General features: G+C 41.9%; 10 protein-coding genes and 1 pseudogene. 8 read left to right on the top strand and 3 right to left on the bottom strand.

Going from position 1 to position 12,836, the window contains the following annotated elements:
• Nucleotides 1–78: 78 nt before the first annotated feature.
• A complete protein-coding gene (locus tag IEZ33_RS10265; protein WP_191600002.1) occupies nt 79–663 on the bottom strand; it encodes a hypothetical protein in 585 nt (194 codons plus the stop codon).
• 550 nt (nt 664–1,213) lie between these two features.
• Between IEZ33_RS10265 and IEZ33_RS10260 the strand changes: the two genes are divergently transcribed.
• Nucleotides 1,214–2,431: a BaiN/RdsA family NAD(P)/FAD-dependent oxidoreductase gene (locus tag IEZ33_RS10260; RefSeq protein ID WP_191600001.1), complete on the top strand. Its 1,218-nt coding sequence runs from the start codon at nt 1,214–1,216 to the stop codon at nt 2,429–2,431.
• Nucleotides 2,432–2,497: 66 nt separating this feature from the next.
• Here the strand turns inward: IEZ33_RS10260 and IEZ33_RS10255 are convergent, their stop codons facing one another.
• Entirely contained in the window at nt 2,498–2,947 is a 450-nt protein-coding gene (locus IEZ33_RS10255) for a hypothetical protein (RefSeq protein ID WP_191600000.1), read from the bottom strand.
• Nucleotides 2,948–3,201: 254 nt separating this feature from the next.
• On the opposite strand from IEZ33_RS10255, the pseudogene hsdR reads away from it, so the two are divergent.
• The 7 genes and pseudogenes from hsdR to IEZ33_RS10220 all read left to right on the top strand — a co-directional run bounded on the left by hsdR (nt 3,202) and on the right by IEZ33_RS10220 (nt 11,847).
• Nucleotides 3,202–5,677, top strand: a pseudogene (gene hsdR, locus IEZ33_RS10250) (EcoAI/FtnUII family type I restriction enzme subunit R).
• Between the two features lie 23 nt (nt 5,678–5,700).
• Nucleotides 5,701–7,302: an N-6 DNA methylase gene (locus IEZ33_RS10245; RefSeq protein WP_240009499.1), complete on the top strand. Its 1,602-nt coding sequence runs from the start codon at nt 5,701–5,703 to the stop codon at nt 7,300–7,302.
• A gap of 5 nt (nt 7,303–7,307) precedes the next feature.
• Nucleotides 7,308–8,951, top strand: coding sequence for a restriction endonuclease subunit S (locus tag IEZ33_RS10240; protein WP_206696840.1), 1,644 nt, complete (start codon nt 7,308–7,310; stop codon nt 8,949–8,951).
• Entirely contained in the window at nt 8,951–10,057 is a 1,107-nt protein-coding gene (locus tag IEZ33_RS10235; RefSeq protein ID WP_191599998.1) for an SIR2 family protein, read from the top strand. The genes IEZ33_RS10240 and IEZ33_RS10235 overlap by 1 nt, the downstream gene beginning before the upstream one ends.
• A gap of 199 nt (nt 10,058–10,256) precedes the next feature.
• Nucleotides 10,257–10,451, top strand: coding sequence for a hypothetical protein (locus tag IEZ33_RS10230; protein ID WP_206696839.1), 195 nt, complete (start codon nt 10,257–10,259; stop codon nt 10,449–10,451).
• A 177-nt stretch (nt 10,452–10,628) separates the two neighbouring features.
• Complete coding sequence (locus IEZ33_RS10225; protein WP_191599997.1) at nt 10,629–11,510, top strand: GIY-YIG nuclease family protein; 882 nt, start codon at nt 10,629–10,631, stop codon at nt 11,508–11,510.
• Nucleotides 11,511–11,559: 49 nt separating this feature from the next.
• Nucleotides 11,560–11,847 carry a TfoX/Sxy family protein gene (locus IEZ33_RS10220; protein ID WP_191599996.1) on the top strand — a complete coding sequence of 96 codons (288 nt, stop codon included), beginning with the start codon at nt 11,560–11,562 and terminating at the stop codon, nt 11,845–11,847.
• Nucleotides 11,848–12,009: 162 nt separating this feature from the next.
• Here IEZ33_RS10220 and IEZ33_RS10215 read toward each other — a convergent pair whose 3' ends face one another.
• Nucleotides 12,010–12,819 (bottom strand): carbohydrate ABC transporter permease, encoded by an 810-nt coding sequence (locus IEZ33_RS10215; RefSeq protein ID WP_191599995.1) that lies wholly within the window; start codon nt 12,817–12,819, stop codon nt 12,010–12,012.
• Between the last annotated feature and the right edge of the window lie 17 nt (nt 12,820–12,836).

The raw sequence follows: 12,836 nt of genomic DNA, 5'->3' as shown, positions 1-12,836 counted from the left end.
TTAAAGGGGGAAACACAAAACAGGTTTTAAAGGCTAAACATAAAAAGGATGAACACGCCATCTTCTCGATAGGCCGATCTATAAGCACGTTTTAGAAAAAGAATTCAGGTTAGTATTGCTGACACTGTAATCACAAGCTGATCGTCTTAATAGATTTTCACCCTCCCAAGACACCGTCACACTCATCGGCGTTTTATTTGGGTAACTTGGAATAAAGCGATAAGAAGCCAAAACGCTAATAGAGCTATTCGGACCTAATTCAATCGAGCGTCCTACTAACCGAGAGCGAGTCGTCATGTCGTACAAGTTGTAATCCGTCGTATACTCAAGGTCTCCGTTCTCGTGCTCAAAGTTCAGCCATATGTCCCTATAAACCACGGTTTTATTCGTCGGGTTAGAAAATTTTAACTTGGTGTAAATGAGTTGCGGCATGCTCAAAGTATTAGAAGAGGACACTCTTTGGAACGCACTATTGGTGGCCGTTTCTTGCCAAGGTAACGCACCACCAAAAGAGATATTGGTAAGTTCAATAGTGTGTTGTTTTAATGAATCACTAACAAGCTCAATCAAGTCTTTAGTAGGGGCATAAAGAGCCATTATTAATAACATGATGATAATGTGCTTCATCTTGTTGGGTACAGCGCGATTAATCAAAGAGGTCATGGTGTGTCCTTGGTCAACTTTTATTGTATGCATATACAGTACTGTATAAAAAAACAGTGGTCAATGAAAAAGATATCCACAAGCTGTTTTTTTAAGCATGTTGAGTTAAATGAGTAAGTGATTGTTTTTGTCGAGCGGTGGGAAATTTAGTTAAAACACGGTGTTAAATAGACTTGTTTTATACATTAATTTGAAAAAACACAGGGCAAAGAATGTAAAGTATTTATCAAGTCCTATTGACATGGTTGCCAAAAAAAATCGAATGAACGCTTTTTTTACTTGTAGCCTTCTGTTTTTTAAAGAGAAAATGACAGTTCCCACAGTGTTTTTCACGGTTTTTGTGGACAGAATCAAAGTCAATATCTTTTATGACTAACTTTGGTCATGATGGTAAAAAAAATCAAAAAAAGAAGTTGATAAGATTCTTGACATAATTAAGACAGTCGTAAACCTTAATAAGGTGGGTCGTTAATTTTAAAAAAAGACCTAAAAACCGTTTTTTTTACACCGCTTCAACGGTTTATAATGTGATCTTATTTTTTTGATGTGAATGACTGTGAATAAAGTTGATGTAGTAATTATTGGTGCTGGTGCTTCCGGATTAATGTGTGCCGCCACGGCGGGCTACCGTGGGAAATCGGTTTTGGTTTTAGATCACGCAAACAAGGCGGGTAAAAAAATTCTCATGTCTGGAGGAGGGCGTTGCAACTTCACCAATATGGATGCTTCTCCAAAGCACTTTTTATCGACTAATTCGCATTTTTGTATTTCCGCACTTAGACGTTATTCACCGCAAGATTTCGTTGATCTAGTTGATCGGCATGGTTTGAACTATGTGGAAAAAACACCTGGGCAGCTTTTCTGTGAACATTCAGCTAAAGATTTATTGGCGATTTTATTGACTGAGTGCGAATGGGCCGGTGTCACCATTCAGCTGAATACGGTTATCGATAAGATTGAGGATGTGTTGAAGGACAGTCAAGTAGAACAGGATGGCGCTAAATCGGTCAAACAGATTCATACTTCTTCAGGCGTTATCGAATGCGATTCTTTAGTGATTGCCTGTGGAGGATTGTCCATTCCTACAATGGGCGCCACAGGCTTTGGTTATCAAGTGGCGGAGCAGTTTGGCTTAAATGTCTTACCAACTCGCGCGGGTCTAGTCCCATTGACCTTGCAACCAAGCGACAAAGAACGTTTTGCCGAGCTTTCAGGTGTCAGCAGTGACGTAACGACTGCTTTTGACGATACGCAATTTACCGAACCTATGTTATTTACCCATAGAGGGTTAAGCGGCCCAGCGATACTGCAAATTTCAAATTTTTGGACTCCCGGTCACCCTTTATCAATCAATTTAATGCCACAGCAAGACATTAAAGCAGAGCTAACACAATTACGCCAAGATGCCCCTAAAGCCACACTGGAAAAATGGCTAACAAAGCAGATTCCAAAACGCTTGGCGCAAGTATTAGTGGAAGAAAACCACTGGCAGGGCCCGTTTAGCGACTTAAGTAATGCAAAAATAGACAGCATCTCCGAACAGCTAAGTAACTGGATCATCAAACCCAACGGTACAGAAGGGTACCGTACAGCCGAAGTCACCCTAGGAGGCGTTGATACTGAATCTGTTTCCTCCAAAACCTTTGAAGTCAAAACCGTACCGGGCTTGTATTTTATTGGTGAAGTATTGGATGTAACAGGCTGGCTTGGCGGTTACAACTTCCAATGGGCGTGGGCCAGTGGCTACGCCGCAGGGCAGTTTGTCTAAGGGTTAACGGCTTATTAAAAGGGGAGGCCTGTTTTGGCCATCTCCCCCACTTTTATCTTGTTTTCTTTATAAAGGATCAATCGATCGAAAAAGGTTAATCTCAATAAATTCATTCGGCAGAAACAAGGCGACTTTAACGGTTACCTTTAAAATACCATTAAATAAATCCTCCTGAGCCATAGTGCTTCCTAAACCAACCATTACAGAATACGCTTCATTTGGTTTATCTCCATAGAGCCTGCGACTATATAAATGGACAGTTAACGCATTTTTCCAGATGTCATGTAAGCGTTCTACAAGCTTAAACTCTACATGATTCCAAGCTTGTGCCGTATTTGACCCTAATTCAAGTTCTTGCAGTATCTCGTCTAATTCTTCTTTGAGTTCTCTTATTTTTTTATCTGATATGCTTTCTTCTCTAGTAATGTAGAAAGAATCAGGGCGAACATTTGATGTCACATTACCCTCAGACTCCTCTGTATAGACAGCGGGTGTTTTTCTACTTTTGTAGCTCATAGTGCATACTCCTTTATAAATCTAGCTAGCCTATTCCAGACACAGAATGACAAAAAATACGATCGATTGGTAGTTAGGTGAACAGTTAAGTTATTTTCTTACTTGAAGTTCAATGAATTCTCCATTGTTTAATGTAAGTAGGTTTAAGTAACAGCAAGTAGAATGCGCAGTAAAAACATTTTATTATTTTCTCGGTTTTAGAGAAAACTTTCGCTATATTGGGGAGTTAAAAATAATGGCATTGGATGTGCGACATGACCTCAGGCATTAACAAAGCAAAATTAACCGAAACCGACATCATCACTAAGTTTATTCTGCCCGCTGTGAAAAGCGTTGGTTGGGATGATATGACGCAGATACGCCAAGAGGTAAAGCTCAAAGACGGCATGGTCATTGTTCGCGGTCAGGTGGCGGCTCGTAAAACTGTCAAGTCGGCGGACATCGTACTCTATCATAAGCCAAGCATGCCGCTGGCGGTTATTGAGGCAAAAGCTAACAAGCACGAAGTCGGCAAAGGCATGCAACAAGCCTTAGGATACGCCAGTTTGCTTGACGTGCCTTTTGTGTTTGCCTCCAATGGCGATGGTTTTATTTTTCACGATAAAACCAACCTGTCTCAATTAGAAACCGAAATTCACCTTGAAGATTTCCCCACGCCACATCAACTCTGGGAAAAATACTGCCAATGGAAAGGCTACAAAACTGAAAACCTGCCTGTTATCTCACAAGATTATCATGATGATGGCACCGGCAAAGCGCCGCGTTATTATCAGCTGCAAGCCATTAACAAAACCGTCGAAGCCATTGCCGAAGGGCAAAACCGATTATTGTTAGTCATGGCCACTGGAACAGGCAAAACCTACACCGCTTTCCAGATTATTTGGCGGTTATGGAAAGCAAGAGCGAAGAAACGTATTCTCTTTTTAGCGGATCGTAATATCCTAGTAGACCAAACTCGAATTAATGATTTCCAGCCTTTTGGCACGGCCATGACGAAAATCACCGGTCGTAAAGTTGATCCTGCTTATGAAGTTCACCTTGCCTTATATCAAGCCTTAACTGGACCAGAAGAAGACCAAAAAGCCTACAAACAAGTTGACCCCGATTTTTTTCGATCTGATTATTATCGACGAGTGTCATCGTGGCAGCGCATCGGAAGAGAGTGCTTGGCGAGAGATTCTCGAATACTTCAGCTCTGCGACTCAAGTCGGTTTGACCGCGACGCCGAAAGAAACCGACGAAGTCTCTAACATCGAATATTTTGGCGACCCTATTTACACCTATTCCTTGAAGCAAGGCATCGAGGATGGTTTCTTAGCGCCTTATAAGGTTGTGCGTGTCGATATCGATATCGATATACAAGGTTGGCGACCTTACAAAGAGCAAATAGATAAAAAAGGCAATGTGATAGCGGATCGAATCTACAACCAAAAAGACATGGATCGAACGTTAGTCATCGATGAGCGCACCCAGTTGGTGGCGCAAACCGTGACCAATTATTTAACGCGCATTGGCTCAATGTCTAAGACCATTATATTTTGTAACGATATTGATCACGCCGAGCGTATGCGTCGTGCGTTAGCCAATCTTAATCCAGAAAAAATGGCGAAAGATGATAGATACGTCATGCGAATTACAGGGGATGAAGATTTAGGCAAAGGCCAGTTGGATAACTTTATCAACTCGAAAAAAGATTACCCAGTCATAGCGGTAACCTCGGAGTTAATGACCACAGGTGTCGACGCCAAAACCTGTAAGCTGGTGGTGTTGGATCAAGGTATTCAATCCATGACCAAGTTCAAGCAAATCATCGGCCGTGGCACTCGTATCGATGAAAAATACGGCAAGCTCTGGTTTACCATTATGGACTTTAAAAAGGCTACCGAATTGTTTGCCGACGAGCGATTCGATGGCGAGCCTGTGCAAATCAAACAAACACATACCAGTGATTATGAGACAGAAGAGGCGCTAGACGACATCGTTGATGGCATGGATGACATTGAAAATCCTTTTGGTGACGAAGAGATAGATCCTGACTCCATACAAGAGCCAGAAGCGCCATACGAGATGTCTAACTCAACCATGAGTGATGACTTTGGTTCCTTTGATAACAGTGACGACAGCACAGATTGGAACGACGAAGACAAAGTCCGCAAGTTCTATGTGAATGGCGTCAAGGTGAAAGCCATCGCTGAGCGTATTCAATATTACGATACAGACGGCAAGCTGGTTACCGAGTCGTTCAAAGATTACGCCCGCAAAACCATGGCGAAACAATTTGCCTCCCTCGATGAGTTCACCAAAAAGTGGCAAGACTCAGAGCGTAAGCAAGTCATCATCGATGAATTGGCAGAGCAGGGCATTATTTGGGAAGCGTTAGAAGAGGAAGTTGGAAAAGGGCTAGATCCATTCGATCTGATCTGTCATGTGGTTTATGATAGGCCACCGCTGACGCGACGCGAACGTGCCGACAAGGTAAAAAAACGCAATTACTTTGTTAAGTATGGCGAAACGGCTCAGCAAGTGCTTAGTCAGTTGCTAGATAAGTACGCCGACATTGGTGTACAAGAAATCGAAAACATTCAAGTGCTCAAAGTGACGCCATTTGACCAAATTGGTCGCCCGAATGAAATTGTGAAAAAAGGTTTTGGTGGCAAACCACAATATGACGAAGCGATCAGAGAGCTTGAAAGTGAGATTTACCAATCAGACACACCCAAATCGGCTTAGCGTTCATACTAATATAACGTGACTTGATCCGCTTTATATCATTAGAAACATGCTATTACACGGGCGCTCACCATTCAGCGCCCGTACTTTTTACAAAACGCTTTATTAAGAGAAAATCCATGTCTATTAGTTCTGCAATAAAATCCATTCAAGACATCATGCGCAAAGACGCCGGTGTCGATGGCGATGCTCAGCGCCTTGGTCAAATGTCTTGGTTGCTGTTTCTTAAAGTATTCGATGCCCAAGAAGAAGAACTTGCGTTTGAACTAGAAGGCTCCTACAAAGCGCCAATTCCTGAAGAGTATTTATGGCACAACTGGGCCGCCGATCCCGAAGGCATAACGGGCGACGAGTTGCTCGATTTCGTTAACGACGATTTATTCTATGATCTAAAAAACCTCACCGCGCCTATCGACCTAAACCCACGTGGTTTTGTGGTGAAAGAAGCCTTTAGCGACGCTTTTAACTACATGAAAAACGGCACGCTGCTGCGCCAAGTAATTAACAAGCTTAACGAAATTGACTTTACTGATTCTAAAGAGCGTCATCTATTTGGCGATATTTACGAGCAAATTCTGCGAGATTTACAAAGTGCCGGTAACGCAGGGGAATTCTATACGCCGCGGGCTGTTACGCGTTTTATTGTTGATCGTCTTGATCCAAAGCTGGGCGAAACCATTATGGACCCAGCTACAGGAACCGGTGGCTTTTTGGCCTGTTCTTTCGATCATGTGAAAGCGCGTTATGTGCACACCACGGACGATCATCAAACCCTACAAAAGCAAATTCACGGCGTTGAGAAAAAGCAGCTGCCGCATTTATTGTGCATCACCAATATGATGTTGCATGGCATCGAAGTACCCGTGCAAATCCGCCATGGCAATACCTTGAACAAACCGCTGTCGAGCTGGGACAGCAACATCGATGTGATTGCTACCAATCCTCCGTTCGGCGGCACAGAAGAAGACGGCATCGAAAAGAACTTTCCAGCGGACATGCAAACCCGCGAGACAGCGGATTTATTTCTACAACTGATTATCGAAGTACTGTCTAAACCAACTGATAGCAAATCTGGCGGTAGAGCAGGTGTGGTTTTACCCGATGGTACCTTGTTTGGCGAAGGCGTAAAAACCAAAATCAAAAAAATGCTCACCGAAGAATGCAACCTACACACCATCGTGCGTTTACCAAATGGCGTGTTTAACCCTTATACGGGCATTAAAACCAATATTTTGTTTTTCACCAAAGGCCAACCGACGAAAGACGTGTGGTTCTATGAGCATCCGTATCCAGATGGCGTGAAAAACTACAACAAAACCAAGCCAATGAAGTTTGAAGAATTTCAAACCGAGATCGACTGGTGGGGCGACGAAGCGGACGGCTTTGCTAGCCGAGTCGAAACCAACAACGCGTGGAAAGTCTCTATCGACGAGATCATCGCCCGTAACTTCAATTTAGACATTAAAAACCCCTATAAAGAAGCGGCAGAAAGCCACGATCCAGAAGAATTGCTGGCCACTTTCCAAGCACAACAAGACGACATCACTGCATTACGCAACCAGCTAAAAGACATACTCGGCGCGGCGTTAAGCTCGTCTGACGCGACTGCGGGTGGAGAGAAGTAATGCCGGTGAACGCCCAAACAACAGATACCAGTCCGATAGAAGGCTTGATCACCGAGCACATCGACATTTGGAGCAGCGCCATCAAACGCAGATCCAGCTCTGGCCGAGGCTCAAACAAAAAAATAGAACTCTACGGCATCAAGAAACTGCGTGAGCTGATTCTAGAGCTCGCCGTGCGTGGCAAGCTGGTCCCACAAAACCCGAATGACGAACCTGCCTCTATTTTGCTAGAACGTATCGCCCAAGAAAAAGCTCAGCTAGTCAAAGAAGGTAAAATCAAAAAGCCGAAAAAACTGCCAGAGATTAGCGAAGAGGAAAAACCGTTTGAATTGCTGGAAGGGTGGGAATGGTGTCGTTTGGGTGATGTGACTAATTACGGTGAATGCGATAAAGCGGAAGCAAATGATGTTACTGCAAGTACTTGGGTATTGGAGCTTGAAGATGTTGAAAAAGAGACATCAAGACTGCTAAAAGTAGTGCGCTTTTCTGAACGCCAATTTAAAAGCTCAAAAAACGTTTTCAAAAGCGGTGATGTTATTTATGGAAAACTAAGGCCTTATTTAGATAAAGTCATTGTTGCAGATGAACAGGGTGTTTGTACTACTGAAATGATACCTGTTCGAGGTTATAAGCATTTACTTCCCAGTTATCTTAGATTGGTAATGAAATCTCCTCGTTTTATTTTGTATGCAAATGAATCAACCCATGGAATGAATCTACCTAGGATGGGAACAGATAAAGCCCGTTTAGCTCTTGTGCCTTTATGTAGTGAAATACAACAGAATTTAATCGTCGAGAAAGTTGATGAGTTGATGGCGCTTTGTGATCAGCTGGAAGAGCAAACGGACTTCAGCCTTGATGCTCACCAAACCTTAGTGACTGTCTTGCTAGACACTCTAGTGAATAGCCAGAATGCCGAAGAGTTAGCAGAAAACTGGACGCGCATCAGCGGCCATTTCGACTCTTTATTCACCACAGAACAAAGCATCGACCAGCTAAAACAAACTATCATGCAACTAGCCGTTATGGGAAATCTAGTGCCGTTCGGGGAAGTCGTTAATGTTAAATTAAAAGATCTTCTTGCATTTGGTCCCAAAAATGGTTTTTCAGCTAAAGAAGTTAGTTATGAGACGGAGCTTAAAGTTTTAAAACTTGGGGCAACGTCTTATGGAGAGCTGAATGTCGAAGAAAGTAAGTTTATTGATGAAAATATATCAAGTGATTCGCATTTATGGTTAAAACCTGACGACATTTTAATCCAGAGAGGAAATTCATCTAATTTTGTTGGTTCTAATATAATTATTAAGAAAGAATGTATTGGCTATATTTATCCCGATTTGATGATGAAAATAAGAGCTAATGAGCTTATTGAACCTAGTTTTTTGTCACTTACTCTTAGTGCTCCTAATACGCGTGAATTTCTATGGAGCAGAATGACTGGAACATCTGGAACAATGCCGAAAATAAGTAAAAGTATAGTTGAATCGATACCAATTAAGCTGCCTCGCTCCCGTGAAACACAAAGAGCAATTGTAGTTATGGTTGATTTATTGATTAAGACGTGTGATGAACTTAAATTAAGATGTTTAGATGCTCAAATGATTAAAATTAGATTGGCCGATGAAGTTGTAAATAGAGGGCTTATCTAATGGATTTAAAAAGGCTCATAAATGGCTCTTTTGAGCATGCAGAAGAAGTTAAAGAGTTCTTTAAGAATAAAGATGTGAATGATCGATTAGATGATGGTGATATTGAAGGTTATGAATTACTTCTCAGAAAACCTGATGGAGAAGTGCAGAGTATTTCTCCAATAAGTGCTGTTTTGTTTTCTGCAGACTTACCTGTATATCGAAATATTGTAAGAGACGATCTTGAGAATAGACGGAACCAAATTTTAAATACTGAAGAGTTTCCCGGAAATCTAGCTGCATATGACAGATTACTAAATTTAGTTAAACATAAAGCAACTGTTATTCCATTTGTAGGTGCAGGTTTTTCAGTTGCTTCTGGATGTCCATCTTGGTCTGAGTACATTGAGCAGGAAGCACTAAATGCGGGATTAAAAACTGATATAGCAGAGCGCTTAAAAGTTGGTGATCATGAGAACTTAATGGATGAAGTTGTTGTAGCTCTTGGAATTGATTTATTTACTCGCGATTTTCGATCAAACTTTGAAGGTGGGCGTATTACTCCTGCTTTAAGTCCTTCTTCTGAGTTGGCTGGCCTATTTAATGAATGTTATATAACGACAAATTTCGATAGGGTTCTTGATCATTGTCACCATGAATCTATGCCATTTGACGAAAAGGTTGTAGGAAAAGATGATACTGGTCGTTTTTTAAAGGCGATTTATAGGAATGAAAAATACTTGCTCAAATTACATGGAAATATTGATGAACCGAGAGATAGGGTTTTAACTAAAAATGAATATGACAAAGGTTATGGTGAAGGAAAAGTAGATTATTCATTTCCAATTCCACGAACACTACAGAGAATTTTTGGCAGTTTTACAGTCTTATTTGTTGGCTGTAGCTTAATTTCAGATCGTTATTTGGATGTTCTCAAAGAAACTTATAGCTTTGCCCCAGCTCTAATACCTGATCATTTTGCTATTGTAGTTGCTCCCGATGATGAAGCTGAAAGGTTGTTAAGAGATCGGCATTTAGCAAGTCATGGAATAACACCTATTTGGTTTGCTAATGGAGATTGGGATAAGCCCGAAGAAATACTTAAACTATTGAAGTTAGAAAGCTAAAATTATTTAGCAATAGTATTTAATGGATTCTGGATTAAAGTTGTGTCTGGTAAGTTATTTCTGCGCGCTGATTTCATGATGTCGATTAATATACATATGATCTATGCCTAGATTAGTGAGCGACAAGCGGAATAACTGAATCTGGAGCATTCGTTGGCCAAAGCCAATTATTGAAAACGATCAACATTTATCTTTAAAAATGTGGGCTGAACCTAAAGGTAAAAATAAGCGCATTCATATTTGGTATGAGCAAGAAGGATATTTAGTTGTGCTAGATGATAGAGGCGACTATATCTTGCCTTGGACTGCATTTTACGTTGAGCGTGAACATGAAAGAAGAAAATACAATAAACGTTGGGAACGAAATAAAGATAATGTATTAGGAAATAACTAAGAAAAGCTGACCTCGCCCTCTTGCGAGGACGGTGTCGTAACTCCTTCTACACATGGTAGATGAGATGCGCGAATCTTAGCTACATGAGTTAGTATTTGCAAGTAATTCGTTATTAAGCAGGTTATAACTTTGTATCTTAAAGTCTAGACTTAACGCCTTTTTATCAGGGAATGTGAGATGTACAACAAGCAATACGCAAAAACGATAAAGCTTTTCTTAATGGATGCTGATCCAGAAGGTCGCATGATGTGCGAGTTGTCCAATTGGAATGGCAAGGCTTATCGTATTCCGCGAGGCAAGGTGAAAGATTGTACCGACAGAGCGGATTTGAAAAGTACCTCGGTGTATCTGCTTTTTGGCAAAGCGGAGTCTTCTACCTCGAACCCCAAAGTCTATATTGGCGAAACCGAAAATGTGGCGAAGCGTCTGGCTGTCCATGAATTGAAAAAAGACTTCTGGAATGAGGCGGTGGTCTTTATTAGTAAAGACGACAATCTTAATAAAGCTCATATCAAATACCTTGAATCCCGATTGTTTGAGATCGCAAAGCAAGCAGGTCGTTATGATTTGGTGAACGACAACACGCCCACACGCAGCGCTATTTCTGAGTCCGACCAAGCGGAAATGGAAGAGTTTATTGGGTACCTTCAAGTCCTTGTGAATACCATGGGTTTTCGAGTGTTTGAGCCGCTTGTTCGACACAACGATGACCAATTTCAAGTCGACGATTGTTTTTATGTAAAAGGTGCTCGTGGTGCCAATGGTCGAGGCAAGCGAGTAGCGGATGGTTTTGTGGTGTTCGCTGGCTCTGAAGTGACCAAAGATACCGTGCCGTCTTTTCCCAAATGGGCCCAATTGATTCGTGATGAACTTATCGAAGGCGGCGTTATTGTCACTAAAGGCGAGTCGTTTGTTTTCGAACAGGACTATTTGTTTAGCAGTCCATCCAGTGCCGCTGCTGTCATCATGGGGCGCAGTGCTAATGGTTTAAAGGAATGGAAAGATGATAAAGGTAGAACGCTTGCTACTGTAGAAGAAGAGGAATTAAAAATAGTCTGAGCCAACTGGTTTTTGCCGTTTTATATGCGTAACGAGGAGCTGAGAGAAGTTGAGTAGATTAAGAGACTTACAGGGTTTGGGGCCTAAGTCCGAAGCGTTATTGATTGAGGTTGGCATAACTACAGTTGAAGAACTTAGGGCTCTTGGTGCGGTGCGGGCGTTTATCCGTTTAAAAAAAGAAAGTCGTGTGAATCCCAGTTTGAATTTTTTGTATGCCTTGGTGGGGGCGTTAGAGGGCGAAAGCTGGCTCAAAATTGCCAAAAGTGAAAAGACTCGATTGCTTATGGAACTGGATGATTATAAAGAGTTAGAAGCGATTCTTAAATTAGAGGAGTGATTGGCTTGGTTAACGACGCATTGAGCGTTTTATCGGGCTGAGTGTATAAAAAAAACGATTTACTGTTGACTAAAGCAAAAAGGGGCGTCTTCTTTTTACGCCCCCCTTTATTGTTTCCGCTTTTATGCTCCTTTTTAATGGTTCCTTATTTATGACTTATTTTTATTTAATACCGGCGTGCATAAAGGATTGAATAAATTGTTTTTGAAAGACAATAAACATAACTAAAAGAGGCGCAATGGAGATTAATGTTCCGGCGCAGATGATGGCCCAATTGACGCCGGATTCGGGGGCGCCAAAAATGGAAAGACCAACGGTAAGTGGTCGGCTGTTTTCTGTGTTTGTAGCGACCAATGGCCATAAGAAATTGTTCCAATGCGTGCTGATTGATACTAAGGCGTAGGCTAGATAAGTGGGTTTGGCCAACGGAACATAGACTTTCCAAATAATTTGCAAGAGGTTGCAACCTTCCAACTTAGCGGCGTTTTCAAGGTCCAATGGGACGGTTTTAAAACTTTGGCGTAGCAAAAAAATACCAAAGGCGCTGGCGATGTAAGGCAATGCTACAGCGGCATAGCTATCAATCATTCCAAAGTAGGCGAGTGTTTGATAATTCTCTACGATGAGGATTTCTGGCGCTACCATCAATTGCATAATAACGAAACTAAACACCACGGCACGCCCACGAAAAGGAATTCGTGCTAGGGCATACGCGGCCAAGGTACAGACGATTAATTGGCTGATGAGCGTCAAGGTCGTAATAGCAAAGGTGTTCACCATGTAGTGTAAGAAAGGCGCCTGCTGCCATGCTGTGTAAAAGTTGCTTAATTCAATGGGCGCAAATAGGGAAAAGTGTGTGGTGTACTCGGCACTGTGGAAGGCCGCCCAAAAGGCATAGAGCAATGGAAAGATCCACGCAAGCGCGAGTAGCCAGGCGAGAGTGTTAGAAAGTCCTGTAAAAAGCGTTTTCATCGTGTCATCTCAGTCTA

It is taken from the genome of Marinomonas algicola, from assembly GCF_014805825.1.
In the GTDB taxonomy this organism is placed as follows: domain Bacteria; phylum Pseudomonadota; class Gammaproteobacteria; order Pseudomonadales; family Marinomonadaceae; genus Marinomonas; species Marinomonas algicola.
Note: the sequence above shows the minus strand (reverse complement) of the source record. Positions and strands in the feature narration are given on the sequence as shown.